Source organism: Acidiferrobacter sp. SPIII_3, from assembly GCF_003184265.1.
Taxonomy (GTDB): domain Bacteria; phylum Pseudomonadota; class Gammaproteobacteria; order Acidiferrobacterales; family Acidiferrobacteraceae; genus Acidiferrobacter.
This window is the reverse complement of the sequence record NZ_CP027663.1, coordinates 2,702,743-2,726,821: the sequence shown is the minus strand read 5'-3', so window position 1 is coordinate 2,726,821 and position 24,079 is coordinate 2,702,743. Positions and strand designations below refer to the sequence as shown.

The window sequence follows — 24,079 nt, the reverse complement described above, 5'->3', positions numbered from 1 at the left end:
TCAGCCCATGCTGATTGACGAACTGGGCTACCTGACCCTGAAACCCGAACAGTCGAACGCCTTCTTTCGGCTGATGGACCAGCGTTATGGCCGCGTATCGACTATCATCACAACGAATTGAGAGCCGTCTGACTGGTACGAGTTGTTCGCCAATAAAGCGCTCGTCGACGCCTTGCTCGACCGCCTCCAGCATCGCTGCATTACCATCCGCATCGATGGCCCCTCCCTGCGCACTCCTGAACGCCCCGCATCGGTTTCTGCCGACCGAGCCCCCAAATCCTCTCGACGCGGATCCGTTCCCGCCCCCTAGTTCTCGTACCGCGGGCCTCCCTCACCACTGCCACACCGCGCACCCCGAACACGGCCTATTTATGGCAGTGCCTGACGAGCGAGCGGACCACGTCGTGAATATCTCTGCGTCTTCACACAAGAATACCCGCTACCACACCCACCCAACACCCGCAATATCGCGCCCACCGCACACACTCATGCGCACTCTCTGGGTCCGCTTTATTGAGCAGAAACGGATTCATTTTGGTGAGCGTTGAGGAATAATGCGTGTAATTGGTCATACCCACCCGCCCATACCATCAGACGACGGGTTTTTTGGTAGTCGCCGGAGGGGGGATGTGGCGTGGGCACACCGCGCGGGTTTTTTTGAGAAACCCCACAGCTGGGCGCCAGCAAAAACTGCACAACGCCCGTCGCGGATCGTTGGCCCCGCGCGCCCGAGCTTCCCATATGAGTTCCGCCACCAACGCGGATTCTTGGCCAGTGAGAGGGCCATAGCCCGGAAGACCAGGAGGCCCATCCGCGTAACGCTCCATCCAGATCGCCAGCGATTCCACGTGGTGCCATGTGGCACCCCTTTTTTTGGCGGCAATGGCGGCGGCTGCGCGCGCGGATTCGCGGAGCCAGAGGAGCCGGGAAACACGGCGAAAGACGGTCGCGGGCTTAAGAGTGCCCCTTTGTTCGCGGAATAAAAAAACTGACAGCGCTTGCATGATCCCCAAAGTGACAGGTATTTCATAACCACGCAATAAGAATCGCGATCCTCGAATTGGATTCAAGCGGTCACTCTCCCCTGAGACTACGTGGGAGCGTGTGATGCGTATCGATCCAATTTTTCTTCGCCCGAAGATGGTGGCGGACATTCTCGGGATATCCAAGGCTACCCTCTATCGCTTGATCCATGGTGGCGTTTTTCCTCCGCCTGTTCGGTTGGGACCCGGGATTACGGGTTGGCGCAAAGTGGATGTGGAGGTGTGGCTCGCCGGAAGGGTGAAATGAACCCCGGTGGGAGCGCGGATCCATCGACCTACCGGGGGCGGCCAAAAAGACGGCGCTCCCTATGAGTAGCGCAGCCGAGCAATTCGTCAACTACCTTCCCACCAGACCCTACTGTACCGATGATCTGAGCAGTGGTCTTCAAATCAGGCCACGGGGCACGGCGATCAAAAAGGCGTACATCCAGCAAAACGGGCCGGGTATTCTCCGGTGGCTGGTCTTTGATGTGGATCGTCCGGGTGCGGCTTTGGCTTGGGAGCAGGGCGATCTGGCGCCCCCTAATTTCGTTGCGGTGAATCGGGAAAATGCGCATGCGCATCTCGTCTACTTATTATCCCCCGGTGTCTGCAAAACCGCTGCGGCGCGAGAGAAACCACTCCGTTACGTAGCTGCCATCGAGCGTGCCATGACGACGCGGCTGGGAGCTGACCGAGGATATGCGGGGCTGATCACGAAAAACCCGTTGCATCCCCGTTGGCGTGTGTGGGAGATCCACGATCACCCTTATGCGCTGGGAGAACTGGCGGAGTATCTTGATTTACGGGCGGTCAGGGGGGCAGCAAATGATAGCGTTATGCCAGCTGAGGCCCACGGATTGGGGCGCAATTGTGCCTTGTTCGATGCGGGGCGGATATGGGCTTATAGCGCCGTCAGAGACCATTGTGGGGTCCAAATGGACAGGAGTTGTGGCATAAGGTCGTGCTAGCGCACCTAGCAGGGATAAACGATCAGTTTCAAGCCCCCTTGCCGATTAGTGCATGGTTTTACGATTGGGTGGACTGTCTTGCCTGGAACGGGGTGCTCTGGTTTTGCGACCACAATCGATCGGGGTTATTTTGCTTCGAAAGGATCTCCAACCACGGCAGCGACGCGAGACTGTCCTATTATAATCGTTACGATGGCAAGCCACTCGCCCACATCTCTAAGCTAGCCGTTGAGAACGGGGTATTGATCGTCGATGACGATACTGCCATCGACCGAGCGCAATTATCCGAAGACAAACGGCCTCCGGACGGGCTTCCGCCTGCGGTTCAATAGGGTCCCTCAGTGATCTCCGGCGCCTCAGTGGGCCAACAAGGGGAGGGTATAAGCCCCGACCCCAACTTGATTTTACTGTGCAGCGTCTAGGGTTTTAAAGGGTGTGGTTCGTTTTGGCGGGGAGGGGTTCGTATGCACGAAGTTAAGGCTCTTCCGCACAAAGTGTGGGTAGTCGGCGTGGCTAATCGAGGCTTTTGAGGAAGATTTTCTTCCCGACTTTGACGCAGCGTTTCACCTTGGCTTGTCCCTCGGGGGTCGGCATGAGGTGGCCGCACTGCCGGCAGCGATCGAGTTCCACGCGGTAGACATCGACACGGCGGCCGGCGAGTCGGCCCGTCAGATCGACCGTGTCCTTCCGGCAGAGATGCGTAAAACGCTCGGCCACCGTGCAGATCGGCTAATCGGGGGGTTCAGGGCCGGGGTTTTGCTGGGCGAGCGTCGCCTGGTAGTTCCAGGGCATCCAGTCGGCGGGGTTCGCGGCGACCGCGTCCCCGTGACGCTGGAGCGCCACCAGATACTCAAATGGGGCCACGTGGTTCAGTTCGGCGGTATGGATCAGGCTCATGAACGTATCGCCGACATAGGCGCCGTTGAGAGTACGGTAGAAGAGCGCATTCTTTCGGTGCAGGATGGCCTTTTTCAGAACCCTTTCGGTCACATTGTTATCGAGCGGGGCGCCCGGCACGCACAGGAATAGCGTGAGTTCGGGCCAGCGCTTCTGCATGTAACGGATGGCGGCGCCCAGCGTCGAGTTGGGCTCGATCCGGCGCTCCTCAAACTGCGTGCGCATCCACTGCTCCAAGATCGCCATGCGCGGTGCGCTCTCGGCTTGGTGACGCAGGAGTCGCGGTTCTGGGTCGAGACCCTCGGCCTGGATGCGGGCCTCGGTCCCATAGACCTCACGCAATGTCTCCAGCACGAAGCGCACTTCTTCTGGGAAGGTCTCGGTCAATTCGACGTACTTACGACGCGCATGGGCGAGACAAGAGGACATCACCGTGTCGAAGTCGCTGGGGGCGTTGCGTGATAGCCCGTCGCACATCTGGATGGGGGCGGGCAAATCGGCTGCACGATGCGCTAACACCGTAGCGAGATTCTCGCCGGCGTGCCGGACGCCTGTGAAGAAGAGCGCGATCTGACGACCCTCTTCGGTCGCGACGATGCCGGAGGTAAAGATCCCGGTGCGTTCGGTGTGCGCGTCGTCGGCAAGCGCCGCGGCCCGCTGCGCTTTGGTGAGCTTAAGGACCTTCATGGTCGTGTCGTCGTTGTAGAGCACCGGGGCCTGGGCCGCCTGATGCAAGAGTTCCGTGTGCGCCGGGGCCAACACGGGGACAGCCTTACGCACCAGGTCCCATTGGGTCGCGGCCGGCAACGGGATGCGCATACCCGCCTGCAAGGTCTCGATGCGGTTAAAGGGGAGGCCTGCGCCATACTTCAGCAGCCCGACCATACTGGTCGCGGTGGCATCGTATTTCTCGGGTCCCACGCCCTCCGGGGCCGGGGCGGTGGTGACCTCGCCGCACAGATGGCAGCGCAGTCGATCGCAGGCATAGACCGTGGCGCTCAAGGGCGCCATGCCGGTAATACGCACCAACTGGGCGGGCTCGTTCTGTCGATAGAGTGTCCCCTCCAGGCAGTGGGGCAGGCATCCCCGCTGTGGAGGTCGGGATGCGCCACCGTGACCTGTGCGGCCCCGGTGTACGCACTCACAGCGTTGCGGCCATGGCCGGGGGCCTTGGGTTTTGGTGAAGAGGGATCTGGTGGCAGCAAGGGCGTCGCGTCCGATCCCGCCGCCTCGGTGTCTGGCGCATGACGATCCTCGCCTGCGTTCCCCCCGAGCACGGCGCGAGTCTTCTCCGTGCGAGCCCCAAAAATCATCTTGCGCAACCGTGCGAGCGAGGCATTCTTGGTTTGCAACTCGGCCTGAACCAAGGCCAGGGTATCGACGGCCAACTCGGCCTGAACCAAGGCCAGGGTATCGACGGCCGCGCGTAAGGCGGCGTGTTCTTCGGTGCTCAAGACCGCGCGCGTTCGCTCGACGATGGCGGTGATATCCGTGATCGGCACCTCGATGCGTGGCGGCACCGCAGACGCGGGCCGCGCCCGCTTCTTGTGCCCGCTCATGCCACGCCCAACAAGCGGGCGCGATAATCCCGCGTCAGCGGCAAGCCCAATACGTCTTTCACACTGCGGTTTGCCTGGTGGGTCTGATCGTCCTTGCCGCGCCCTTGGGTCTGGCCCAGGACCTGCCAGTTGGCCGCGCGGTAGCAGGTGCCGCGATAGCGGGTGGTATCGACGAAGGTCTCAGCCCAATACACCGGGTGGCCATAGGCCTCTTGCCAGGCCTGGGGGAGCGCCCGGGTCATACGGGAAAGAACGTGCGAGGCCAAGTGGGGGACCTGGACCCACGGCAGGATCAAAAAGCGCGTGTTATAGGCAATACCCGCGATGTTCTGGCGGCGCACCGCAGGCGACCAGCCGAGGAACCGGTCCCGGGGCCCCAGATGCCGGGGGGCCGAGCTCCACGCGCCGAGCGCCACCGGGCGCGTCCCGGCATAGACCATGCATTTGACGTGTTCGCCCACCGGCTGCGTGTAGCCCAGATAATGGTGGGCCTCCATCAGGCTCTTGAAGAGGGCCTCGGCGGGGGTTCGCCGGACCGACACGAGCGTAAGCGCCCCTAAGGCGCGCAAGGACCCCGTAAGCGGCGTGGTATCGATTGCCAGGGGCGCCGGGGCACCACGTGCGAGGCGCGCGCGGACACCCAAGGGATTGGGGGGCGTGCGGCGCACCGGCGGTAAGGTGATATGCCCTTCGCGCGCGAGCGCCAGCATGAGTCCCCGGCACACCATCGCGCGCAGGGCGCCGTTTTCCTGCCGCCAGTCCCAGGCCTGGCAGAGCGTCGCCGACAACGCCCGCCGGCTTTGCTCGGGGTGGGCGGCGATCAAGGCACGGATGAAATGCGCGTCGGTGGTCGTGACGGCGCGGCCGCGATAGCGTAATAAGATCTCCATGGGGACAGATCTTACCGCGCGTGGTTATGGAACGCAAGCCCCCACCCCAAGCCCGGCCTCGTCCCCGCCCCGCGGGACCGCAGCCGGCGAGCGCGGCCCCCGCTTAGCGCCCACCGGGCGCCACAACGGCGGGGCGTGGGATTGCGCCGGATTCCCCGCACTCAACAACACCTGCACCTCGTGCGCTAAGGCCTCACTCACCACCCGTCTGCAGCCTGGGGCCAATAACGAAACCGACCGCGTGACAGGCGCTTGTGACAGAGCCAGAATCCCTGGCCGTCATAGACTAGGAGTTTGATCGCCGTGTGCGAGCGGCTGCGAAAGAGAAATACCGTGCCTTGAAAGGGCTCTTCGCGCAGGACCGCCCGGCAGCGTTGCGCCAAGCCATCAATACCGGCCCGAAAGTCCACCGATTCCACCGCCACCAGCACGCGCATGTGCGGGGTGATGGCGATCATGGCGCGCCCCAGAAGGCCGCACACAGCGGTGCGAGCTGGGTAAGCCCCGAGCCCTGCAAGCTTACCCGCATCGTCCCCCACGCGCATTCTGAATCTCCACGACACACTCAGCGATTCCTGTCCTGGCCGCGGGTGTCGATCCCGACAACGCGACAAAGGTCACGGTGTGCGGGTCGGCGGCCCTCGCGAACCCCGCGCCCTCCATGCGCTTTAGGAGCCGCGGGCCATCCACATGCAGACGCTGTGCAGTCTGTACTACCCCGTACTGCCGGGCCATCTCCACGGCCGCGGCCCATAAGGCCTTGGGGATCCGTGCGCCCCGCTGGCGGCTCTCCCGCCAGCGCTGGAAGAGCGCTCGTGTGGACTCAAACGTCTCGCCGCCCTCCGGCCCTTCCATCGTCTGCCTGGTCTCGTTCATTCGCTGCGTTCCTCATCGGTTGAAATACGCAGCGAACGTTAGCAGGGACAAAAAACCGTTTCTTGCATGCTTACCGGAAAGACACGATCGACCGGGTAGGTCGCGATCTGGCGTTTGAGCGAAGGGCTTGCACACCGCTCGCAGAGACGCGGGGCGGCGTGGGGATCGTGGCGCTTGAGCCGGGTGAACCAGTTCCGCATACTCCCAGTTTCTCAGAACGGGATGATCTATGCACCTCGCCTTGAAGACGCTCTTGAACCGTGTGGAACCGATGAAGGGCTTTGTCTATGAGTGGAGTCGTATTCGCCCGGCCAGCAAGGCCCGCGGAAGGGGCTTAGCGGCCATGCCGACCATCGAGATCGGCCTGCGCGCGCATGAAAGCCGGCAGGGCCACTGCTCGCAGTGCCAGCAGCCCGCACCGGGCTACGACACCCTTCCCGAGCGGCGCTTTCAGTTCGTGCCGCTGTGGGGCATGCCGACCTGGTTCCTGTACGCGCCCCGGCGGTTGGCGTGCGACGCATGCGGCATTCACGTCGAGTATCTGCCATGGGCCTTGGGTAAACGCCCGGTCACGCAAAGCTTCGCCTGGTTCCTCGCCAGCTGGGCCAAACTGCTGAGCTGGCAGGTGGTCTCCCGGCGCTTTCAGACCAGCTGGGAAAGCGTTTTCCGCTCGGTGGAGATGGCGGTGATCTGGGGCCGCGAACGCCTGGATCTCACCGGCATCTCGGCCCTCGGCGTAGACGAGATCTATTGGAAGAAGGGCAAGTTCCTCACGCTCGTGTATCAGATCAACGAGGGCATGAAGCGGCTTTTATTTGTCGTCGAGGATCGCCAAGAGAAGAGCCTGCGTCAGTTCTTCACCTGGTTTGGTAAGGAGCGCAGTGCGCTCATCACCTTCGTCTGCTCGGACATGTGGAAGCCCTATCTGAATGTCATCGCCCGACACGCCCCCAGAAGAGCCTGCGTCAGTTCTTCACCTGGTTTGGTAAGGAGCGCAGTGCGCTCATCACCTTCGTCTGCTCGGACATGTGGAAGCCCTATCTGAATGTCATCGCCCGACACGCCCCCAACGCCCTGAACATCCTGGATCGCTACCACATCGCCGCCAAGATGAACAAGGCGATCGATGAGGTGCGTGCGCAAGAAACCCGCGCCCTGAAACGCCTCACCCCCGGGACGAAGGTGATCCCCCTGAACATCCTGGATCGCTACCACATCGCCGCCAAGATGAACAAGGCGATCGATGAGGTGCGTGCGCAAGAAACCCGCGCCCTGAAACGCCTCACCCCCGGGACGAAGGTGATCCTGACGCACTCGCGCTGGTGCCTCTTAAAGCGCCCCGAGAACTTGACCGAGAACCAAGCGGTCAAGCTGAAGGATCTGCTCTCGTACAACCTGAAATCCCTACGGGCCTACCTCTTGAAGGAGGAGTTCCAGCTCTTCTGGGAATACGTCTCGCCGGCATGGGCCGAAAAATTCATGGACCAATGGTGCAAGAAGGTGATGCGATCCCGCTTGGAACCGATGAAGAAGATTGCGCGCATGATCCGTGTACACAAGCCGCTCATCTTGAACTGGTTCGCGGCCCGCGATGAGGTCTCTCTGTGTCCTTCCGGCAGAGATGCGTAAAACGCTCGGCCACCGTGCAGATCGGCTAATCGGGGGGTTCAGGGCCGGGGTTTTGCTGGGCGAGCGTCGCCTGGTAGTTCCAGGGCATCCAGTCGGCGGGGTTCGCGGCGACCGCGTCCCCGTGACGCTGGAGCGCCACCAGATACTCAAATGGGGCCACGTGGTTCAGTTCGGCGGTATGGATCAGGCTCATGAACGTATCGCCGACATAGGCGCCGTTGAGAGTACGGTAGAAGAGCGCATTCTTTCGGTGCAGGATGGCCTTTTTCAGAACCCTTTCGGTCACATAATGCCGACTCCCGGATTATGCCGCGTCTTAGGTGCGAACAGGGAAATATCAGGGGAATCCCGGCTCCTGGTCATTGGGTTGTCGGCATTATCAAAGGCCCTCAAGGAAGGCGAGCAAGGGGTCTGCGGGCTTGTACCAGGTAGGCACGAGACCGCTCGCCTGGGCGCGCGAGGGGTCGCTTCTGCGCCCGTTGAGCGCTTCATGAACTCGGCCATAACGCTCTCATCAAGACCTGCTAAGCCGATGTTCTGCTGTGTCATCCAGTCCGCAAAGGCGGTCAAGATCCGCCGCTTGGCATTCAGCGACTGGGGCGCATAGCGCGCCGCGCGCAGGTCTTCAAGGCATGCCTCAATGTAGTGGACCGGCAGTCCTTCAGGTACGTTCTCTTCGATTGTATCTATCGTCTTCATGGGGTTTCTCCAGGAGCCAGCGTCATTACCAGCCAGAAGAAATCATACGGATTATGCCGACTCACCTATCATAAAATGGCATGGAGAGAGTCCTTCTGGAGAGGAACGCGGCATAATCCGGGAGTCGGCATTATGTGACCTATGCCGCTAGCGGCATAGGTCACATTGTTATCGAGCGGGGCGCCCGGCACGCACAGGAATAGCGTGAGTTCGGGCCAGCGCTTCTGCATGTAACGGATGGCGGCGCCCAGCGTCGAGTTGGGCTCGATCCGGCGCTCCTCAAACTGCGTGCGCATCCACTGCTCCAAGATCGCCATGCGCGGTGCGCTCTCGGCTTAGTGACGCAGGAGTCGCGGTTCTGGGTCGAGACCCTCGGCCTGGATGCGGGCCTCGGTCCCATAGACCTCACGCAATGTCTCCAGCACGAAGCGCACTTCTTCTGGGAAGGTCTCGGTCAATTCGACGTACTTACGACGCGCATGGGCGAGACAAGAGGACATCACCGTGTCGAAGTCGCTGGGGGCGTTGCGTGATAGCCCGTCGCACATCTGGATGGGGGCGGGCAAATCGGCTGCACGATGCGCTAACACCGTAGCGAGATTCTCGCCGGCGTGCCGGACGCCTGTGAAGAAGAGCGCGATCTGACGACCCTCTTCGGTCGCGACGATGCCGGAGGTAAAGATCCCGGTGCGTTCGGTGTGCGCGTCGTCGGCAAGCGCCGCGGCCCGCTGCGCTTTGGTGAGCTTAAGGACCTTCATGGTCGTGTCGTCGTTGTAGAGCACCGGGGCCTGGGCCGCCTGATGCAAGAGTTCCGTGTGCGCCGGGGCCAACACGGGGACAGCCTTACGCACCAGGTCCCATTGGGTCGCGGCCGGCAACGGGATGCGCATACCCGCCTGCAAGGTCTCGATGCGGTTAAAGGGGAGGCCTGCGCCATACTTCAGCAGCCCGACCATACTGGTCGCGGTGGCATCGTATTTCTCGGGTCCCACGCCCTCCGGGGCCGGGGCGGTGGTGACCTCGCCGCACAGATGGCAGCGCAGTCGATCGCAGGCATAGACCGTGGCGCTCAAGGGCGCCATGCCGGTAATACGCACCAACTGGGCGGGCTCGTTCTGTCGATAGAGTGTCCCCTCCAGGCAGTGGGGGCAGGCATCCCCGCTGTGGAGGTCGGGATGCGCCACCGTGACCTGTGCGGCCCCGGTGTACGCACTCACAGCGTTGCGGCCATGGCCGGGGCCTTGGGTTTTGGTGAAGAGGGATCTGGTGGCAGCAAGGGCGTCGCGTCCGATCCCGCCGCCTCGGTGTCTGGCGCATGACGATCCTCGCCTGCGTTCTCCCCGAGCACGGCGCGAGTCTTCTCCGTGCGAGCCCCAAAAATCATCTTGCGCAACCGTGCGAGCGAGGCATTCTTGGTTTGCAACTCGGCCTGAACCAAGGCCAGGGTATCGACGGCCGCGCGTAAGGCGGCGTGTTCTTCGGTGCTCAAGACCGCGCGCGTTCGCTCGACGATGGCGGTGATATCCGTGATCGGCACCTCGATGCGTGGCGGCACCGCAGACGCGGGCCGCGCCCGCTTCTTGTGCCCGCTCATGCCACGCCCAACAAGCGGGCGCGATAATCCCGCGTCAGCGGCAAGCCCAATACGTCTTTCACACTGCGGTTTGCCTGGTGGGTCTGATCGTCCTTGCCGCGCCCTTGGGTCTGGCCCAGGACCTGCCAGTTGGCCGCGCGGTAGCAGGTGCCGCGATAGCGGGTGGTATCGACGAAGGTCTCAGCCCAATACACCGGGTGGCCATAGGCCTCTTGCCAGGCCTGGGGGAGCGCCCGGGTCATACGGGAAAGAACGTGCGAGGCCAAGTGGGGGACCTGGACCCACGGCAGGATCAAAAAGCGCCCAATACACCGGGTGGCCATAGGCCTCTTGCCAGGCCTGGGGGAGCGCCCGGGTCATACGGGAAAGAACGTGCGAGGCCAAGTGGGGGACCTGGACCCACGGCAGGATCAAAAAGCGCGTGTTATAGGCAATACCCGCGATGTTCTGGCGGCGCACCGCAGGCGACCAGCCGAGGAACCGGTCCCGGGGCCCCAGATGCCGGGGGGCCGAGCTCCACGCGCCGAGCGCCACCGGGCGCGTCCCGGCATAGACCATGCATTTGACGTGTTCGCCCACCGGCTGCGTGTAGCCCAGATAATGGTGGGCCTCCATCAGGCTCTTGAAGAGGGCCTCGGCGGGGGTTCGCCGGACCGACACGAGCGTAAGCGCCCCTAAGGCGCGCAAGGACCCCGTAAGCGGCGTGGTATCGATTGCCAGGGGCGCCGGGGCACCACGTGCGAGGCGCGCGCGGACACCCAAGGGATTGGGGGGCGTGCGGCGCACCGGCGGTAAGGTGATATGCCCTTCGCGCGCGAGCGCCAGCATGAGTCCCCGGCACACCATCGCGCGCAGGGCGCCGTTTTCCTGCCGCCAGTCCCAGGCCTGGCAGAGCGTCGCCGACAACGCCCGCCGGCTTTGCTCGGGGTGGGCGGCGATCAAGGCACGGATGAAATGCGCGTCGGTGGTCGTGACGGCGCGGCCGCGATAGCGTAATAAGATCTCCATGGGGACAGATCTTACCGCGCGTGGTTATGGAACGCAAGCCCCCACCCCAAGCCCGGCCTCGTCCCCGCCCCGCGGGACCGCAGCCGGCGAGCGCGGCCCCCGCTTAGCGCCCACCGGGCGCCACAACGGCGGGGCGTGGGATTGCGCCGGATTCCCCGCACTCAACAACACCTGCACCTCGTGCGCTAAGGCCTCACTCACCACCCCGTCTGCAGCCTGGGGCCAATAACGAAACCGACCGCGTGACAGGCGCTTGTGACAGAGCCAGAATCCCTGGCCGTCATAGACTAGGAGTTTGATCGCCGTGTGCGAGCGGCTGCGAAAGAGAAATACCGTGCCTTGAAAGGGCTCTTCGCGCAGGACCGCCCGGCAGCGTTGCGCCAAGCCATCAATACCGGCCCGAAAGTCCACCGATTCCACCGCCACCAGCACGCGCATGTGCGGGGTGATGGCGATCATGGCGCGCCCCAGAAGGCCGCACACAGCGGTGCGAGCTGGGTAAGCCCCGAGCCCTGCAAGCTTACCCGCATCGTCCCCCCACGCGCATTCTGAATCTCCACGACACACTCAGCGATTCCTGTCCTGGCCGCGGGTGTCGATCCCGACAACGCGACAAAGGTCACGGTGTGCGGGTCGGCGGCCCTCGCGAACCCCGCGCCCTCCATGCGCTTTAGGAGCCGCGGGCCATCCACATGCAGACGCTGTGCAGTCTGTACTACCCCGTACTGCCGGGCCATCTCCACGGCCGCGGCCCATAAGGCCTTGGGGATCCGTGCGCCCCGCTGGCGGCTCTCCCGCCAGCGCTGGAAGAGCGCTCGTGTGGACTCAAACGTCTCGCCGCCCTCCGGCCCTTCCATCGTCTGCCTGGTCTCGTTCATTCGCTGCGTTCCTCATCGGTTGAAATACGCAGCGAACGTTAGCAGGGACAAAAAACCGTTTCTTGCATGCTTACCGGAAAGACACGTCTCTCTTGGTGCCGTCGAAGGCCTAAACAACAAACTCAAAGCGAGTATCAGGACATCCTATGGATTTCGCACCCCAAAAGCTATAAAGATCATGCTTTATCATAAGCTTGGCGCACTACCAGAGCCGGAGCTCACCCACAGATTCTGCTGAGGAACCGAAGTTAATAAGAGGGGACAAAGGTTAGAGGTGGACCCCAACCCCTGGACAGAATCTCCCGATCCTTAAGTGGATTATCTGCCGGGTTGGTCAAGCGGCTAGATCCCAGGACGCTGTGTAAGCCTGCCACGGTGTCTGCCGATCCAGTGCTTGATGACGTCTCTCATTATTGTAGAAATGAAAGTATTTAGCAAGAGAGGCCCGCGCCTCGGGTATGGACTCATAGGCCTTGAGATACACCTCCTCGTATTTGACGGAGCGCCACAGCCGCTCGACGAACACGTTGTCGCGCCAGCAGCCCTTGCCATCCATGCTGATATCGATCGTGTGGGCCTTCAGGACGTCTGTGAAGGCCTCGGAGGTGAATTGCGACCCCTTCTTCGGTGTTGAAGATCTGCGGGGCCCCAAAGCGCTCTAGGGCCTCCTCCAGGGCCTCGACGCAGGAGTCGGCCTCCAAGGTGGTGGCAAGCCGCCAGGAGAGCACCGCCCGGGTGGCCCGGCCTCCTCCAGGGCCTCGACGCAGGAGTCGGCCTCCAAGGTGGTGGCAAGCCGCCAGGAGAGCACCGCCCGGGTGGCCCAGTCCATGATGGCGACCAGATAACAAAAGCCGCGGGCCATGGGGATGTAGGTCGTGTCCGAACACCAGACCTGATTGGGGCGGGTGATGGCCAAACCTCGCAAAAGATAGACATCATGTATTGACCTGCCCGGCCTCAAGCGACGTGGGTTAAGCTTACGGCCGGGTAAACCACCATCAACTCAGAGCCACCATTGAGGGGGGCAGGTCATGACAAAGTTTAGCAAGTACGTGGGGCTGGATACACATAAAGACACGATCGCGGTGGCCATCGCCGAGGCCGGCCAGAGTAAGCCCCGCTATTACGGGGAGATCGCCAATACCCCGGAGGCGGTAGCCAAGCTCGTGAAGAAACTGAGCCCCCAGGGGGAGGTCCTGTCGTTCTGCTATGAGGCCGGTCCGTGCGGTTATGGGATCTATCGCCAGCTGACCCATCTGGGCCACGACTGCGTGGTGGTGGCGCCCTCGCTGATTCCCGTAAAACCCGGGGATCGGGTGAAGACCGACCGCCGGGACAGCGAATCGCTCGCCCGCTTGCATCGCGCCGGCGAGCTCACCGCCGTGTGGGTCCCAGTATTTTCCAATCCTTAAATGGGTCTGAAGAGTGAGAGTCAGGGGCCACCCTCAGCCGGATTTGAGATCCTGTTCGTGAATCGTATGGAACAGCTTGTGGCGAGCCTTCTGAAGACGGTCCGCCGCCTGGTTGTCGCTGAGGGCATAAGCGACTTGGTCCAGTATGGCAAAGCTTAAACCCGGCTTCAAATAGGCCTCCGCCCCGGGGAGCGACTTCAGCTTGTCGTACGGGGTCATCATGGCCTCATAGCGGTAGCGCTTACGCTCACGGCCCTTGGCATCCGTGTAGGTCTCGGGAAGAAGCAGGGGCGGTGATAGTTCACGTAGGGATTCAAGACCTCCTGGTTGAAGAGATGGATCCTGTGGGCGAAGCGGCTGGGGATGTGGCTGTAGCCGAAGACCTTGCGCACCACGGCGCCGTTCTTGCTCTCGGCCAAGGCATTGTCGTTGGACTGCCGGGAGCGTGACTTCGTGAACGCGATGAAGAGCTTCTCCAGGAGCTCGGCGACCCGTTTGTTGATGTACTCCGAACCATTGTCCGAGTGGAAGCCTCGCAGCGTAAACGGGAAGGTCTCCAGCAAGTATTCGAGCATCGGGATGAGATAATATTCGCTGATCTTCTCGACTGTGCACACCACCTCGAACTGCGTGACCTCATCGACCGCATTCACATGATAAACGCCTTTTTTCCCGTCCAAATCCCCCTGGTGGACGGTATCAACACGGATGTAGCCGGGGCGTCCGTTGGGGACCGGTTTGCGGCGTTCCCCGATGGGGATCTGCCGTGGCCGGGTCTTTGCGAAGTGGCGCCGCTTGCGCGTGTACGGAACGGATTTGCGGAGGTTGTAGAGGTGGCTCACCGAGATCTGCGCCAGGCGCTCGTATTCGGTCTGCCCGAAGACCAACAAGGCCCGCTCGCAGAGCTTCTTGACCGCCGGCCCCGAGGGCGTGTCATGGCGCTCATCCATCGCCGCCAGCAGACCGATATCGGCGGGGCTGTACTTCGGCGTAAAGCCCGCCACGGTCCTCTGGCGGCGTCTCACGGCGCCGCTCGTGCGGTACTGGGCGATCAGGCGCGTGATCTGCTGCCGGGAGTAGCCGCTGACCTTGACGAGTACGCGAATCACGACCCCCTGGTCGGCCCGGGAGAGGGTGGGATACCGGAATCGGACCAGGGTCTTTTGCACCCATTCGTAGCGGGCTGCAGGGCTACTCAGTACCGAAAAGGCCACCGTCTGGGTGCCGGACAAAAAGTCCGCGAGCTGATCAATGGAGGTCAGGTTATCGAGGTTCATAAGGGTCTGCATCTCCCCATCATGAACAAAACCCGATCCGGCTTCAGACTCATTTCATGTTAGAAACACAACCCCTCCTCCAGACTCATCTCATGTTGGAAGAGGCGGTCCCGGGCCCGGAGCAAGAGGCGGTGCGCGATCTCACCCGCGCCCGCGAAGACACCAAGGCCCTGGAGCGCCAGGCCAAGCAGCGTCTGTCGGCCTTCCTCCTGCGCCATGGCCGCCTCTATGCCGCGGGCAAGACGAAGTGGACGAAGGCCCATGGTGAGTGGCTCATGACCCTCACGTTCGAGGCCCCGTCCCAGCAGATCGTCTTCCAGGAATACGTGGACATCGTGGCCCATCTCGCCGGTCGGGTGGCGGCGCTGGAAGAGGAAATGGTGCGGGTCCTGGACACCTTCTCGCTCGCGCCCGTGGTGCGCGCGCTCATGGCGCTGCGCGGGGTGTCGCTCATCACGGCGCTCACCGTGGTGGCCGAGATCGGCGATCTCACCCGATTCACATCGCCCCGCCAATTAATGGCGTATCTCGGGCTCGTCCCGAGCGAATCCTCCAGCGGCGCCACCACCCGCCGCGGTGGCATCACGAAGACCGGCAACGGGCACGTCCGGCGGGTCCTGACCGAGGCCGCCTGGTGCTACCGCTTCCCGGCCCGCAAGACCGCCCACTTGCAGCGAAGGGCTGGGGACACCAGCGATCCCGTGCAGGCCATCGCCTGGAAGGCCCAGAAGCGCCTCTGTGGCCGCTATCAGCACCTGCTCCGGGCTGGCAAGATCAAGGTGCAGGTGTGCACGGCCATCGCCCGCGAGCTCACGGGCTTCCTGTGGGCCATCGCGTGCACCGTCTAGGCGGAGGCTCGGTAACATGCCGCGAATATAATATTTCGAGTGATCGTGAAATCATCTATTGAACCATAACCAGGAAAAGTGAGTCTTTGGATCAAGGCATGAGAGGCCGGTGGGAGAATCCTCGATCTCCCTATGAGGCGCAGACACACACCTGCGACCCTCGATGATAGAGCGAGGCAGCTCCACGACGAAGCGAAGTCAGGCGGTACCCAACCCGCGTATATCAGAGTGATCGACCGTCGTTAACAGCCGCTCGTGCCTTGACTCAAGGACTTACGAATCCAAGGAGAGAAAAGATAGAAGAAAACCATGCCGCTAGTTGACAGGTCAAAACATATCAGGGATAGATGCGATGACCCGGACCTCGCGCACTGGTCTTGCGCTTCGGGTACAGGGTCTCGATCCCCATGACCCGCATGAGCCGCTGGATGTGCTTGCGGTTCACAAACACGCCATCGCGCTCCAGCCGGTCCCTCAGGCGCCGGGAGCCCAGGAACGGGTGCTGGGTGTGGAGGGCATCGAGCCGCTTCATGAGCGCCAGGTCGTCGTCGGAGACCGCGGGTTTGCCCTGGTAATACACGCTCGATCGGGGCACGCCAAGCCACGCGCATTGGCGCGTGATCGGCACCACCGGATGCTCACGTTCGACCCGTTGGAGTCTCTCAGCCGTGGTCATTTGCCGAGCACTCGTGCAAAAAAATCGTTCTGGACCGTAAGCTCCCCGATCTTGGCGAGCAAGGCCTCGCGATCGTCGGCGGGCGTCTTGCCCGCGGGCTTGCCGAAGACCTCCGCCGCCTGGTCGATGAGCTGCCGGCGCCACTGGGTCACCTGGTTCGGGTGGACCTGATGTTTGGCGGCGATCTCGTGGATGGTCTTTTCCCCGGCCAGGGCCTCAAGGGCCACCTTGGCCTTGAACTGCGGGGCGTGATTGCGTCGTGTCTTGCTCATAGGATTTCTGCTCCTTGTTGCGTTACTGTAAGGGCAGATATCCACCTAAGCTAGTGTCCAAGAATTGGGGTCCACTTCTATGTTTTGCCGGAGGACATGCACAAATGACGGCCTGACGGTTTCCCGCAAACGACTGACCAGCCCCTCAATGCGCGGAACCGAAGAGGACGCGGGTGTCGGCAAAAGCGCGCCGGCACTCAGTGCGGTGAGCATGGCCAGACCGGTCAGACCATAAGCCCGTGACGGCGACCATCGATATCCCCAGGTCATCGCTGCTAAAACTACGCCAGCCAACCCCCCAAGACCTAGTCCGACGACGCCCAATCCAGGGAAGCTCGCCGTGGCCGCGCACCATGGTGACGCCATGCCAATAACACCCAAGGGCGGCACGCTGACAGCCAACAAGGCGGCACCGTATCGGAGTCCGACCCCTGCCGCGCGCCAACGGCTCCCTATGTCACCCCGGCGCGCCAGAATAAAGGGACCGGCCAGGAGAGTGGCGCAAGCCACCCACCCAGCCGATCGCCGCCGCGGGACCATAAAAGCTATTCAGCGCCCACAGCGTGCCCGCTGTGGCGGTCGCGTAATACCCGATCATGAGGGCCGCTGCCTCGGACGCATCGGCCGTGCTCGCCCAGAGAACGGGGACAAGCCAGAGCACGTACGGGCCCATAATCAGCCCTACCCAAACCGACCAACCCAGAAAACTGCCCAGAAGCGCATACCCTGCGCGACGGGTATTAGGGGGCAAGGCCGGCCTCCTTCAAGAACCGGCTGGGGCTGCCGCAGTCCACGGCATAGGAGATCACGAGCTCGGTTTCGGCGCGCGTCATGCCGACATAGCACAGCCGCCGTTCTTCATCGAGTGGTGAATCGAGATGCGGCAAGGTCCCCTCTTCGGCGGCGATGAGCCAGACACGCGGAAACTCCAGGCCCTTGGCAGCATGCAGAGTGGCCAATACCACGCCGGTTACGGTGTTCTCCTTCCGTTGGGACTGGCGACCCCGGCGCCCGTATGACGCTCCGCGGGACTCACAAATTTCAGGTTGCGATGCTTGTGGTGGTGGTTATACCAACGCACGAAGGCGAGCATCCAGGCTCGCGCCTTTGCGAGGCTTCCGAAGGCGCCCGGATAGCCGGGGCGGTATTTGCAGGTGCGGAACAGGCTTTCGGCATAGGCGTTGTCGTCGGACACACCCGGACGGCTGTACGAACGACGCACGCCGAGCGCATCGAGGGTCGCGACGAAGGTGGAGGCCTTCATGGGACTGCCGTTATCCTGATGGAGTACGAGCGGCCGCCTGTCCGTCACGCCCTCGCGCACGAGTGCCTGACGGATCAGGGCGGCGGCGTGATCCCCGGACTCCTCCTCATGGACCTCGTGGGCGACGATCTTGCGCGAGTAGATGTCGAGCACGAGATACAGAAAGAAGAATTGGCCGCTTACGGGGCCGGGCAGGTATGAGATGTCCCAGCACCACAGCGTATTGGCGCCCCGCGCGCGGTGACGTGGGATGGGACGGGTATCGGGCGTCTTCGCGCGGCCCCTGTGCGCCAGCTGGTTGGCGGCGCGCAGCAGGCGATAGAGCGTGGATTCGGAGGCGATATAGCGCCCCTCGTCGGCCAGCCGTGGCACGATCTGGGTAGGCGGCAGGCTTGCAAAGCGCGGTTCGTTGACCACACGCAGGGCTTCGGCCCGCTCGGCCTCCGAGAGGCGATTGGGGGGTACGGGCCGATGCGCCTGCGGCCGCCGGTCGGAGCCCACGACCCCCGTCTGCGTCCAGCGCTCCAAGGTCCGAAGTGTAATACCAAGCTCTCTGCAGGCAACCCGCTTGCGGGCCCCGGCGGCTACGGCCTCGTGAATCAGCATAACGGCGGCTTGGCGATCTGGGGTGCTGATCATGCGTCCTCCTCGTCCCCCCAGATCGCCGCGGCTTTTTTTCGTAAGGCAAGCAGCGCGGCGGTCTCCGCCAGCGCCTTGTCCTTGCGGGCGAGCTCACGCTCTAGGACCTTGCGCTGCCTCTGCTCGGCCATAAGCGCTTCCCGGTGCGCCTTGGTGGATATGGACCCACCCTCCAGGGCCTGACAGGCGTCCGTGCGCCATGCCTTGACCTCCTCGGGGTAGAGGCCGTGTCGGCGGCAATATTCGCCGAGCTCGGCTTCATTCAAGCCCGCGGTCTCCACCACCACGGTAAGCTTCTGCGCGGCCTGGCGTTTCACGGGCGGCCTTCCTCCCGGCATATCCGCTGCCTCCTTTGGGCGTATTGTCTTGCGCCAATCATACAGCGTCCAGCAAGAGATGCCCGTCTCCCGGGCGAGCTCTGGGATGGACAGGTCAGGGGTGGCCAGCATCTTGCGGATCACCGACTCCTTCCGTTCTTTGGCGTAGCGCATCATGGTTGTCGACTCTCTTTCTGCCCCCAAGGGTTTCATACAAGAGGCGACAGGTAGTCTGACAGCGGGGGACCCACAAAGGCCGCCCGTGCGGCGAGCGACCCGGGGATTTTTTCCAACGCGGTTAAGGCCCATTCGCAGGTCTCGCGCGCCCGCTCTGGGGCGTTCGTTGCACAGAACCGTCTCAGTCCGGCGAGCACCAGCCCATCTCGACCCACCGCGCATAGTTGCGTCCAATCGACATAACCCGAAAGCAGAGCCCAGGCGACCCGACGTACTGGGGAACGCGACGGAAAGGCCTCTGCAAGCGCATCCGCTGCTGTTGTTGGCGGACGTGACAGGGTCGCCGTCCATTCGCTCAGGGGCACGGGCATAAGGAGGTCTTGGAGAAGTTGGCCGGATTCAGCGGGTATACCGCACCAGCGGAGCGTGTGGCGCAGGCCGACCCAGGAACCATCGCCAATGGATTTACTTGCCGCCGTGTGAGACGCACATATCGGTCGTCGGCGATTTGCTGGGGAGACTTGCCTTCGTCGGCGAGCTTTAAGATGCGCCCCAGCTTTCCTCCAATGCGGGGCAATCGCAATGGCGGCGCGTTAACTGCTTCCTCCATGGCTATCAATTCGGCATCAATTGACTCTTCTACGGACTCCATGGCGTCTTCATTAAATTCGATGCCCTGCGTATGCAGTTCGCGCGTATCGGCATGCCGTTGTTGACGGCCAGGGGATGAGAGGATGGCGTTTGTCGCCCCCTCTATGCTCCCGTGTTTTTTGATGAAGGCGAGGGTGTTTTCCTGAAGGGCTCGGAGGTGAGCCGCTTTCTTCTGTCCAGCCTTAGACATCGAGCGCCCCCTTGCTCTTGGAAGCGGTACGGGGGCGGCCGGGGTGCGGTTTGCCATCCACCAACTGGTCCATATAGAGGGCCAGCTCCAGAATGGGGATGAGGCGCCGGGCTCCAATTTTGACGGTTTTTATCGGGAAGGAGCCGTCGCTAATGTCGTTTCTTATGGCTCCGACCGCGCGTGATAAAGCGCGTGCCGCGTCGTCGACGGAAAGAAACACTTTTCCTGGGAAGGCGGCTTGGATGACGCTGAGGTATGACTGATGTTGGATACTCATACGGGGGATCGTGACAGGTTCAAGAAGGATGCAAGTCGCGAATAACCGCCTTAAAACGTTCCGTTTGCCAAAAGATCGCGAGATCACGTCACAAAAGGCGATCATGCAGCGGATTGTCCCGATGAGCATGCTGGAATAAGCAGCGTATTGACAATAGATATATGTCTACCTAGACTCCCTCCTTGTGAAGGTTGAAACGACTCTGTACGGCATCCGCTTCGAGTGGGATTCGGAAAAAGCCGCCACCAATCTGCGCAAGCACGGGGTCTCTTTCGAGATCGCGCGCGAGGCGTTCTTTGACCCGTTCGTGCGGGTGGTCGAGGCAAGTGGTGAAAATGAAGCGCGCGATGCGCTGATCGGAATGACGCGCGAGGGACGATTGCTATTCGTTGTGCACATTGAGCACACAGACGAGATCTTTCGCCTGATCTCGGCGAGACCCGCTACCGTGGCGGAACGGAGACTCTATGAAGACGGTTGATCTCAAAAAGCGGTTGCGCAAGGATCGGACATTGGTCATGGTCTCGCTGCGCGTGCCCGAGGACGTAGTCGAGGACTTGAAGCGCATCGCACCGCTACTGGGCTTTGGTGGCTACCAGCCGCTCATGCGCCACTATATCGGTGAGGGGCTACGCCACGACCTCGAGCGACTCGACGAGACGCCCCTATCCGGGCTCGTCGATAGCCTTAAGCGCCGCGGCGTGGACGAACGGGTGATCGCTGAGGCCGTGGCGGAGATGCGCGGCATCGGATGAAGCCGGCCTCGAAGAGAAGCCGCGATGATAGTGATACCCTAAAAAACCGCGACTTGCGTTTTTGGGGAATGGCGGACAATAAACTTACATCACTCACGCAACACTGTCTCTGACATCCGTATCAGTGTGGGCTTCGACGAAAAACGTCTAAGCCTTGTCAATCAGCAAGAAGGAGAGCTTAAACGGGGTGGCTCAGAAAGTGGTGTCCTTCCGGCAGAGATGCGTAAAACGCTCGGCCACCGTGCAGATCGGCTAATCGGGGGGTTCAGGGCCGGGGTTTTGCTGGGCGAGCGTCGCCTGGTAGTTCCAGGGCATCCAGTCGGCGGGGTTCGCGGCGACCGCGTCCCCGTGACGCTGTAGAGCGACTAAGTATTCGAACGGGGCTACGTGGTTCAGTTCGGCGGTATGGATCAGGCTCATGAACGTATCGCCGACATAGGCGCCGTTGAGAGTACGGTAGAAGAGCGCATTCTTTCGGTGCAGGATGGCCTTTTTCAGAACCCTTTCGGTCACATTGTTATCGAGCGGGGCGCCCGGCACGCACAGGAATAGCGTGAGTTCGGGCCAGCGCTTCTGCATGTAACGGATGGCGGCGCCCAGCGTCGAGTTGGGCTCGATCCGGCGCTCCTCAAACTGCGTGCGCATCCACTGCTCCAAGATCGCCATGCGCGGTGCGCTCTCGGCTTAGTGACGCAGGAGTCGCGGTTCTGGGTCGAGACCCTCGGCCTGGATGCGGGCCTCGGTCCCATAGACCTCACGCAATGTCTCCAGCACGAAGCGCACTTCTTCTGGGAAGGTCTCGGTCAATTCGACGTACTTACGACGCGCATGGGCGAGACAAGAGGACATCACCGTGTCGAAGTCGCTGGGGGCGTTGCGTGATAGCCCGTCGCACATCTGGATGGGGGCGGGCAAATCGGCTGCACGATGCGCTAACACCGTAGCGAGATTCTCGCCGGCGTGCCGGACGCCTGTGAAGAAGAGCGCGATCTGACGACCCTCTTCGGTCGCGACGATGCCGGAGGTAAAGATCCCGGTGCGTTCGGTGTGCGCGTCGTCGGCAAGCGCCGCGGCCCGCTGCGCTTTGGTGAGCTTAAGGACCTTCATGGTCGTGTCGTCGTTGTAGAGCACCGGGGCCTGGGCCGCCTGATGCAAGAGTTCCGTGTGCGCCGGGGCCAACACGGGGACAGCCTTACGCACCAGGTCCCATTGGGTCGCGGCCGGCAACGGGATGCGCATACCCGCCTGCAAGGTCTCGATGCGGTTAAAGGGGAGGCCTGCGCCATACTTCAGCAGCCCGACCATACTGGTCGCGGTGGCATCGTATTTCTCGGGTCCCACGCCCTCCGGGGCCGGGGCGGTGGTGACCTCGCCGCACAGATGGCAGCGCAGTCGATCGCAGGCATAGACCGTGGCGCTCAAGGGCGCCATGCCGGTAATACGCACCAACTGGGCGGGCTCGTTCTGTCGATAGAGTGTCCCCTCCAGGCAGTGGGGGCAGGCATCCCCGCTGTGGAGGTCGGGATGCGCCACCGTGACCTGTGCGGCCCCGGTGTACGCACTCACAGCGTTGCGGCCATGGCCGGGGGCCTTGGGTTTTGGTGAAGAGGGATCTGGTGGCAGCAAGGGCGTCGCGTCCGATCCCGCCGCCTCGGTGTCTGGCGCATGACGATCCTCGCCTGCGTTCCCCCGAGCACGGCGCGAGTCTTCTCCGTGCGAGCCCCAAAAATCATCTTGCGCAACCGTGCGAGCGAGGCATTCTTGGTTTGCAACTCGGCCTGAACCAAGGCCAGGGTATCGACGGCCGCGCGTAAGGCGGCGTGTTCTTCGGTGCTCAAGACCGCGCGCGTTCGCTCGACGATGGCGGTGATATCCGTGATCGGCACCTCGATGCGTGGCGGCACCGCAGACGCGGGCCGCGCCCGCTTCTTGTGCCCGCTCATGCCACGCCCAACAAGCGGGCGCGATAATCCCGCGTCAGCGGCAAGCCCAATACGTCTTTCACACTGCGGTTTGCCTGGTGGGTCTGATCGTCCTTGCCGCGCCCTTGGGTCTGGCCCAGGACCTGCCAGTTGGCCGCGCGGTAGCAGGTGCCGCGATAGCGGGTGGTATCGACGAAGGTCTCAGCCCAATACACCGGGTGGCCATAGGCCTCTTGCCAGGCCTGGGGGAGCGCCCGGGTCATACGGGAAAGAACGTGCGAGGCCAAGTGGGGGACCTGGACCCACGGCAGGATCAAAAAGCGCGTGTTATAGGCAATACCCGCGATGTTCTGGCGGCGCACCGCAGGCGACCAGCCGAGGAACCGGTCCCGGGGCCCCAGATGCCGGGGGGCCGAGCTCCACGCGCCGAGCGCCACCGGGCGCGTCCCGGCATAGACCATGCATTTGACGTGTTCGCCCACCGGCTGCGTGTAGCCCAGATAATGGTGGGCCTCCATCAGGCTCTTGAAGAGGGCCTCGGCGGGGGTTCGCCGGACCGACACGAGCGTAAGCGCCCCTAAGGCGCGCAAGGACCCCGTAAGCGGCGTGGTATCGATTGCCAGGGGCGCCGGGGCACCACGTGCGAGGCGCGCGCGGACACCCAAGGGATTGGGGGGCGTGCGGCGCACCGGCGGTAAGGTGATATGCCCTTCGCGCGCGAGCGCCAGCATGAGTCCCCGGCACACCATCGCGCGCAGGGCGCCGTTTTCCTGCCGCCAGTCCCAGGCCTGGCAGAGCGTCGCCGACAACGCCCGCCGGCTTTGCTCGGGGTGGGCGGCGATCAAGGCACGGATGAAATGCGCGTCGGTGGTCGTGACGGCGCGGCCGCGATAGCGTAATAAGATCTCCATGGGGACAGATCTTACCGCGCGTGGTTATGGAACGCAAGCCCCCACCCCAAGCCCGGCCTCGTCCCCGCCCCGCGGGACCGCAGCCGGCGAGCGCGGCCCCCGCTTAGCGCCCACCGGGCGCCACAACGGCGGGGCGTGGGATTGCGTTGGGTCCCCGCGCTCAGCAAGACTGCACCTCGTGTGCTAAGGCCTCACTCACCACCCCGTCTGCAGCCTGGGGCCAATAACGAAACCGACCGCGTGACAGGCGCTTGTGACAGAGCCAGAATCCCTGGCCGTCATAGATAGGAGTTTGATCGCCGTGTGCGAGCGGCTGCGAAAGAGAAATACCGTGCCTTGAAAGGGCTCTTCGCGCAGGACCGCCCGGCAGCGTTGCGCCAAGCCGTCGATGCCGACCCGAAAGTCCACCGATTCCACCGCCACCAGCACGCGCATGTGCGGGGTGATGGCGATCATGGCGCGCCCCAG

General features: G+C 62.7%; 33 protein-coding genes and 5 pseudogenes. 10 read left to right on the top strand and 28 right to left on the bottom strand.

Annotation, left to right across the window (positions count from 1 at the left end; translation table 11 throughout):
- Nucleotides 1–7 precede the first annotated feature (7 nt).
- From C4901_RS18685 to C4901_RS19550, 3 genes and pseudogenes are all read left to right on the top strand, one after another.
- Nucleotides 8–310, top strand: a pseudogene (locus tag C4901_RS18685) (ATP-binding protein).
- A 797-nt stretch (nucleotides 311–1,107) separates the two neighbouring features.
- Entirely contained in the window at nucleotides 1,108–1,290 is a 183-nt protein-coding gene (locus tag C4901_RS19555; RefSeq protein ID WP_110137818.1) for an AlpA family transcriptional regulator, read from the top strand.
- A 61-nt stretch (nucleotides 1,291–1,351) separates the two neighbouring features.
- Nucleotides 1,352–1,993 (top strand): replication initiation protein, encoded by a 642-nt coding sequence (locus C4901_RS19550; protein ID WP_110137817.1) that lies wholly within the window; start codon nucleotides 1,352–1,354, stop codon nucleotides 1,991–1,993.
- Nucleotides 1,994–2,506: 513 nt separating this feature from the next.
- On the opposite strand, the gene C4901_RS13750 is transcribed toward C4901_RS19550, so the two are convergent.
- The 6 genes from C4901_RS13750 to C4901_RS13730 all read right to left on the bottom strand — a co-directional run bounded on the left by C4901_RS13750 (nucleotide 2,507) and on the right by C4901_RS13730 (nucleotide 6,215).
- Nucleotides 2,507–2,710 (bottom strand): hypothetical protein, encoded by a 204-nt coding sequence (locus tag C4901_RS13750; RefSeq protein WP_110137815.1) that lies wholly within the window; start codon nucleotides 2,708–2,710, stop codon nucleotides 2,507–2,509.
- Between the two features lie 12 nt (nucleotides 2,711–2,722).
- The gene (locus C4901_RS13745) at nucleotides 2,723–3,916 is read right to left on the bottom strand and encodes an IS66 family transposase (RefSeq protein WP_240611877.1); all 1,194 of its coding nucleotides are present in this window, start codon (nucleotides 3,914–3,916) and stop codon (nucleotides 2,723–2,725) included.
- Nucleotides 3,889–4,449, bottom strand: a complete 561-nt coding sequence (locus C4901_RS18680; protein WP_240611774.1) for a hypothetical protein — start codon at nucleotides 4,447–4,449, stop codon at nucleotides 3,889–3,891. The genes C4901_RS13745 and C4901_RS18680 overlap by 28 nt, the downstream gene beginning before the upstream one ends.
- A complete protein-coding gene (locus C4901_RS13740) occupies nucleotides 4,446–5,339 on the bottom strand; it encodes a Druantia anti-phage system protein DruA (RefSeq protein WP_110137566.1) in 894 nt (297 codons plus the stop codon). The genes C4901_RS18680 and C4901_RS13740 overlap by 4 nt, the downstream gene beginning before the upstream one ends.
- A gap of 197 nt (nucleotides 5,340–5,536) precedes the next feature.
- Nucleotides 5,537–5,797, bottom strand: coding sequence for an IS66 family insertion sequence element accessory protein TnpB (tnpB, locus tag C4901_RS13735; RefSeq protein ID WP_168185747.1), 261 nt, complete (start codon nucleotides 5,795–5,797; stop codon nucleotides 5,537–5,539).
- A gap of 61 nt (nucleotides 5,798–5,858) precedes the next feature.
- The gene (locus C4901_RS13730; protein ID WP_110137812.1) at nucleotides 5,859–6,215 is read right to left on the bottom strand and encodes a hypothetical protein; all 357 of its coding nucleotides are present in this window, start codon (nucleotides 6,213–6,215) and stop codon (nucleotides 5,859–5,861) included.
- A 229-nt stretch (nucleotides 6,216–6,444) separates the two neighbouring features.
- On the opposite strand from C4901_RS13730, the gene C4901_RS18675 reads away from it, so the two are divergent.
- Both C4901_RS18675 and C4901_RS13720 read left to right on the top strand, forming a co-directional pair.
- On the top strand, nucleotides 6,445–7,260 hold the full coding sequence (locus tag C4901_RS18675; RefSeq protein ID WP_110137811.1) for a transposase: 816 nt from the start codon (nucleotides 6,445–6,447) through the stop codon (nucleotides 7,258–7,260).
- Nucleotides 7,242–7,844 (top strand): transposase, encoded by a 603-nt coding sequence (locus C4901_RS13720; protein ID WP_145960742.1) that lies wholly within the window; start codon nucleotides 7,242–7,244, stop codon nucleotides 7,842–7,844. Before C4901_RS18675 ends, C4901_RS13720 begins: the two co-directional genes overlap by 19 nt.
- A gap of 25 nt (nucleotides 7,845–7,869) precedes the next feature.
- On the opposite strand, the gene C4901_RS13715 is transcribed toward C4901_RS13720, so the two are convergent.
- The 8 genes and pseudogenes from C4901_RS13715 to C4901_RS17365 form a co-directional block, all read right to left on the bottom strand.
- Entirely contained in the window at nucleotides 7,870–8,130 is a 261-nt protein-coding gene (locus C4901_RS13715) for a hypothetical protein (protein ID WP_110137809.1), read from the bottom strand.
- Nucleotides 8,127–8,543, bottom strand: a complete 417-nt coding sequence (locus C4901_RS13710) for a hypothetical protein (RefSeq protein WP_110137808.1) — start codon at nucleotides 8,541–8,543, stop codon at nucleotides 8,127–8,129. The genes C4901_RS13715 and C4901_RS13710 overlap by 4 nt, the downstream gene beginning before the upstream one ends.
- A 68-nt stretch (nucleotides 8,544–8,611) precedes the next feature.
- Nucleotides 8,612–9,499: pseudogene (locus C4901_RS18670) on the bottom strand (transposase).
- A 257-nt stretch (nucleotides 9,500–9,756) separates the two neighbouring features.
- Nucleotides 9,757–10,137, bottom strand: a complete 381-nt coding sequence (locus tag C4901_RS13695) for a hypothetical protein (RefSeq protein WP_145960741.1) — start codon at nucleotides 10,135–10,137, stop codon at nucleotides 9,757–9,759.
- On the bottom strand, nucleotides 10,134–10,379 hold the full coding sequence (locus tag C4901_RS18915) for a Druantia anti-phage system protein DruA (protein WP_255410681.1): 246 nt from the start codon (nucleotides 10,377–10,379) through the stop codon (nucleotides 10,134–10,136). Before C4901_RS18915 ends, C4901_RS13695 begins: the two co-directional genes overlap by 4 nt.
- Nucleotides 10,318–11,145: a Druantia anti-phage system protein DruA gene (locus C4901_RS18665; protein WP_205736027.1), complete on the bottom strand. Its 828-nt coding sequence runs from the start codon at nucleotides 11,143–11,145 to the stop codon at nucleotides 10,318–10,320. Before C4901_RS18665 ends, C4901_RS18915 begins: the two co-directional genes overlap by 62 nt.
- Before the next feature lie 24 nt (nucleotides 11,146–11,169).
- Entirely contained in the window at nucleotides 11,170–11,604 is a 435-nt protein-coding gene (tnpB, locus tag C4901_RS13680) for an IS66 family insertion sequence element accessory protein TnpB (RefSeq protein ID WP_145960740.1), read from the bottom strand.
- Complete coding sequence (locus C4901_RS17365) at nucleotides 11,601–12,023, bottom strand: hypothetical protein (protein WP_168185746.1); 423 nt, start codon at nucleotides 12,021–12,023, stop codon at nucleotides 11,601–11,603. Before C4901_RS17365 ends, tnpB (C4901_RS13680) begins: the two co-directional genes overlap by 4 nt.
- Between C4901_RS17365 and C4901_RS19545 the strand changes: the two genes are divergently transcribed.
- Nucleotides 11,965–12,261 (top strand): transposase, encoded by a 297-nt coding sequence (locus tag C4901_RS19545; protein WP_145960738.1) that lies wholly within the window; start codon nucleotides 11,965–11,967, stop codon nucleotides 12,259–12,261. The two genes, C4901_RS17365 and C4901_RS19545, sit on opposite strands and share 59 nt — an antisense overlap.
- Before the next feature lie 96 nt (nucleotides 12,262–12,357).
- Here the strand turns inward: C4901_RS19545 and C4901_RS18660 are convergent.
- Nucleotides 12,358–12,954 (bottom strand): annotated as a pseudogene (locus C4901_RS18660) (transposase); the annotation flags it as partial.
- Nucleotides 12,955–13,054: 100 nt separating this feature from the next.
- Here C4901_RS18660 and C4901_RS13660 point away from each other — a divergent pair.
- Nucleotides 13,055–13,417, top strand: a pseudogene (locus tag C4901_RS13660) (transposase); the annotation flags it as partial.
- A 51-nt stretch (nucleotides 13,418–13,468) separates the two neighbouring features.
- Here the strand turns inward: C4901_RS13660 and C4901_RS18205 are convergent.
- Together C4901_RS18205 and C4901_RS13655 are read right to left on the bottom strand one after the other, a co-directional pair.
- A complete protein-coding gene (locus C4901_RS18205; RefSeq protein WP_205736025.1) occupies nucleotides 13,469–13,657 on the bottom strand; it encodes a hypothetical protein in 189 nt (62 codons plus the stop codon).
- The gene (locus C4901_RS13655; protein WP_205736024.1) at nucleotides 13,654–14,724 is read right to left on the bottom strand and encodes a DDE-type integrase/transposase/recombinase; all 1,071 of its coding nucleotides are present in this window, start codon (nucleotides 14,722–14,724) and stop codon (nucleotides 13,654–13,656) included. The genes C4901_RS18205 and C4901_RS13655 overlap by 4 nt, the downstream gene beginning before the upstream one ends.
- A gap of 80 nt (nucleotides 14,725–14,804) precedes the next feature.
- Here C4901_RS13655 and C4901_RS13650 point away from each other — a divergent pair, with 80 nt between their 5' ends.
- On the top strand, nucleotides 14,805–15,560 hold the full coding sequence (locus tag C4901_RS13650; protein ID WP_168185744.1) for an IS110 family transposase: 756 nt from the start codon (nucleotides 14,805–14,807) through the stop codon (nucleotides 15,558–15,560).
- 337 nt (nucleotides 15,561–15,897) lie between these two features.
- Here the strand turns inward: C4901_RS13650 and C4901_RS13645 are convergent, their stop codons facing one another.
- The 7 genes from C4901_RS13645 to C4901_RS13610 all read right to left on the bottom strand — a co-directional run bounded on the left by C4901_RS13645 (nucleotide 15,898) and on the right by C4901_RS13610 (nucleotide 20,023).
- Nucleotides 15,898–16,236, bottom strand: a complete 339-nt coding sequence (locus tag C4901_RS13645) for an IS3 family transposase (protein WP_110136512.1) — start codon at nucleotides 16,234–16,236, stop codon at nucleotides 15,898–15,900.
- Entirely contained in the window at nucleotides 16,233–16,508 is a 276-nt protein-coding gene (locus tag C4901_RS13640) for a transposase (protein ID WP_110136511.1), read from the bottom strand. The genes C4901_RS13645 and C4901_RS13640 overlap by 4 nt, the downstream gene beginning before the upstream one ends.
- A gap of 740 nt (nucleotides 16,509–17,248) precedes the next feature.
- The gene (locus C4901_RS13630) at nucleotides 17,249–17,473 is read right to left on the bottom strand and encodes a 3'-5' exonuclease (RefSeq protein ID WP_240611773.1); all 225 of its coding nucleotides are present in this window, start codon (nucleotides 17,471–17,473) and stop codon (nucleotides 17,249–17,251) included.
- Nucleotides 17,474–17,478: 5 nt separating this feature from the next.
- On the bottom strand, nucleotides 17,479–18,411 hold the full coding sequence (locus tag C4901_RS13625) for an IS3 family transposase (protein ID WP_110137798.1): 933 nt from the start codon (nucleotides 18,409–18,411) through the stop codon (nucleotides 17,479–17,481).
- Entirely contained in the window at nucleotides 18,408–18,905 is a 498-nt protein-coding gene (locus C4901_RS17775; RefSeq protein WP_168185743.1) for a transposase, read from the bottom strand. The genes C4901_RS13625 and C4901_RS17775 overlap by 4 nt, the downstream gene beginning before the upstream one ends.
- Before the next feature lie 355 nt (nucleotides 18,906–19,260).
- Nucleotides 19,261–19,746: a hypothetical protein gene (locus C4901_RS13615; protein WP_110137796.1), complete on the bottom strand. Its 486-nt coding sequence runs from the start codon at nucleotides 19,744–19,746 to the stop codon at nucleotides 19,261–19,263.
- The gene (locus C4901_RS13610) at nucleotides 19,739–20,023 is read right to left on the bottom strand and encodes a hypothetical protein (RefSeq protein ID WP_110137795.1); all 285 of its coding nucleotides are present in this window, start codon (nucleotides 20,021–20,023) and stop codon (nucleotides 19,739–19,741) included. Before C4901_RS13610 ends, C4901_RS13615 begins: the two co-directional genes overlap by 8 nt.
- A gap of 184 nt (nucleotides 20,024–20,207) precedes the next feature.
- Here C4901_RS13610 and C4901_RS13605 point away from each other — a divergent pair, with 184 nt between their 5' ends.
- Together C4901_RS13605 and C4901_RS13600 are read left to right on the top strand one after the other, a co-directional pair.
- Nucleotides 20,208–20,504: a BrnT family toxin gene (locus tag C4901_RS13605; RefSeq protein ID WP_110137794.1), complete on the top strand. Its 297-nt coding sequence runs from the start codon at nucleotides 20,208–20,210 to the stop codon at nucleotides 20,502–20,504.
- Nucleotides 20,491–20,778, top strand: coding sequence for a hypothetical protein (locus C4901_RS13600; RefSeq protein ID WP_110137793.1), 288 nt, complete (start codon nucleotides 20,491–20,493; stop codon nucleotides 20,776–20,778). Before C4901_RS13605 ends, C4901_RS13600 begins: the two co-directional genes overlap by 14 nt.
- Nucleotides 20,779–21,030: 252 nt before the next feature.
- Here the strand turns inward: C4901_RS13600 and C4901_RS18655 are convergent.
- The 4 genes and pseudogenes from C4901_RS18655 to tnpB (C4901_RS13575) form a co-directional block, all read right to left on the bottom strand.
- Nucleotides 21,031–22,083 (bottom strand): annotated as a pseudogene (locus tag C4901_RS18655) (transposase).
- A 257-nt stretch (nucleotides 22,084–22,340) separates the two neighbouring features.
- Complete coding sequence (locus tag C4901_RS13585) at nucleotides 22,341–22,721, bottom strand: hypothetical protein (RefSeq protein WP_145960736.1); 381 nt, start codon at nucleotides 22,719–22,721, stop codon at nucleotides 22,341–22,343.
- On the bottom strand, nucleotides 22,718–23,611 hold the full coding sequence (locus C4901_RS13580) for a Druantia anti-phage system protein DruA (protein WP_110137566.1): 894 nt from the start codon (nucleotides 23,609–23,611) through the stop codon (nucleotides 22,718–22,720). The genes C4901_RS13585 and C4901_RS13580 overlap by 4 nt, the downstream gene beginning before the upstream one ends.
- Nucleotides 23,612–23,806: 195 nt before the next feature.
- On the bottom strand, nucleotides 23,807–24,067 hold the full coding sequence (gene tnpB, locus C4901_RS13575; RefSeq protein ID WP_145960735.1) for an IS66 family insertion sequence element accessory protein TnpB: 261 nt from the start codon (nucleotides 24,065–24,067) through the stop codon (nucleotides 23,807–23,809).
- Nucleotides 24,068–24,079 lie beyond the last annotated feature (12 nt).

Excerpts from the sequence above, each read along its gene's own strand:
- C4901_RS19555 (WP_110137818.1), top strand. The coding sequence starts at position 1,108 with ATGCGTATCGATCCAATTTTTCTTCGCCCGAAGATGGTGGCGGACATT.
- C4901_RS19550 (WP_110137817.1), top strand. The coding sequence starts at position 1,352 with ATGAGTAGCGCAGCCGAGCAATTCGTCAACTACCTTCCCACCAGACCC.
- C4901_RS18680 (WP_240611774.1), bottom strand. The coding sequence starts at position 4,449 with ATGAGCGGGCACAAGAAGCGGGCGCGGCCCGCGTCTGCGGTGCCGCCA.
- C4901_RS13740 (WP_110137566.1), bottom strand. The coding sequence starts at position 5,339 with ATGGAGATCTTATTACGCTATCGCGGCCGCGCCGTCACGACCACCGAC.
- tnpB (WP_168185747.1), bottom strand. The coding sequence starts at position 5,797 with ATGATCGCCATCACCCCGCACATGCGCGTGCTGGTGGCGGTGGAATCG.
- C4901_RS13730 (WP_110137812.1), bottom strand. The coding sequence starts at position 6,215 with ATGAACGAGACCAGGCAGACGATGGAAGGGCCGGAGGGCGGCGAGACG.
- C4901_RS18675 (WP_110137811.1), top strand. The coding sequence starts at position 6,445 with ATGCACCTCGCCTTGAAGACGCTCTTGAACCGTGTGGAACCGATGAAG.
- C4901_RS13720 (WP_145960742.1), top strand. The coding sequence starts at position 7,242 with ATGTGGAAGCCCTATCTGAATGTCATCGCCCGACACGCCCCCAACGCC.
- C4901_RS13710 (WP_110137808.1), bottom strand. The coding sequence starts at position 8,543 with ATGAAGACGATAGATACAATCGAAGAGAACGTACCTGAAGGACTGCCG.
- C4901_RS13695 (WP_145960741.1), bottom strand. The coding sequence starts at position 10,137 with ATGAGCGGGCACAAGAAGCGGGCGCGGCCCGCGTCTGCGGTGCCGCCA.
- C4901_RS18915 (WP_255410681.1), bottom strand. The coding sequence starts at position 10,379 with ATGACCCGGGCGCTCCCCCAGGCCTGGCAAGAGGCCTATGGCCACCCG.
- C4901_RS18665 (WP_205736027.1), bottom strand. The coding sequence starts at position 11,145 with ATGGAGATCTTATTACGCTATCGCGGCCGCGCCGTCACGACCACCGAC.
- tnpB (WP_145960740.1), bottom strand. The coding sequence starts at position 11,604 with ATGATCGCCATCACCCCGCACATGCGCGTGCTGGTGGCGGTGGAATCG.
- C4901_RS17365 (WP_168185746.1), bottom strand. The coding sequence starts at position 12,023 with ATGAACGAGACCAGGCAGACGATGGAAGGGCCGGAGGGCGGCGAGACG.
- C4901_RS18205 (WP_205736025.1), bottom strand. The coding sequence starts at position 13,657 with ATGATGACCCCGTACGACAAGCTGAAGTCGCTCCCCGGGGCGGAGGCC.
- C4901_RS13655 (WP_205736024.1), bottom strand. The coding sequence starts at position 14,724 with ATGCAGACCCTTATGAACCTCGATAACCTGACCTCCATTGATCAGCTC.
- C4901_RS13650 (WP_168185744.1), top strand. The coding sequence starts at position 14,805 with ATGTTGGAAGAGGCGGTCCCGGGCCCGGAGCAAGAGGCGGTGCGCGAT.
- C4901_RS13645 (WP_110136512.1), bottom strand. The coding sequence starts at position 16,236 with ATGACCACGGCTGAGAGACTCCAACGGGTCGAACGTGAGCATCCGGTG.
- C4901_RS13640 (WP_110136511.1), bottom strand. The coding sequence starts at position 16,508 with ATGAGCAAGACACGACGCAATCACGCCCCGCAGTTCAAGGCCAAGGTG.
- C4901_RS13625 (WP_110137798.1), bottom strand. The coding sequence starts at position 18,411 with ATGATCAGCACCCCAGATCGCCAAGCCGCCGTTATGCTGATTCACGAG.
- C4901_RS17775 (WP_168185743.1), bottom strand. The coding sequence starts at position 18,905 with ATGATGCGCTACGCCAAAGAACGGAAGGAGTCGGTGATCCGCAAGATG.
- C4901_RS13615 (WP_110137796.1), bottom strand. The coding sequence starts at position 19,746 with ATGTCTAAGGCTGGACAGAAGAAAGCGGCTCACCTCCGAGCCCTTCAG.
- C4901_RS13610 (WP_110137795.1), bottom strand. The coding sequence starts at position 20,023 with ATGAGTATCCAACATCAGTCATACCTCAGCGTCATCCAAGCCGCCTTC.
- C4901_RS13600 (WP_110137793.1), top strand. The coding sequence starts at position 20,491 with ATGAAGACGGTTGATCTCAAAAAGCGGTTGCGCAAGGATCGGACATTG.
- C4901_RS13585 (WP_145960736.1), bottom strand. The coding sequence starts at position 22,721 with ATGAGCGGGCACAAGAAGCGGGCGCGGCCCGCGTCTGCGGTGCCGCCA.
- C4901_RS13580 (WP_110137566.1), bottom strand. The coding sequence starts at position 23,611 with ATGGAGATCTTATTACGCTATCGCGGCCGCGCCGTCACGACCACCGAC.
- tnpB (WP_145960735.1), bottom strand. The coding sequence starts at position 24,067 with ATGATCGCCATCACCCCGCACATGCGCGTGCTGGTGGCGGTGGAATCG.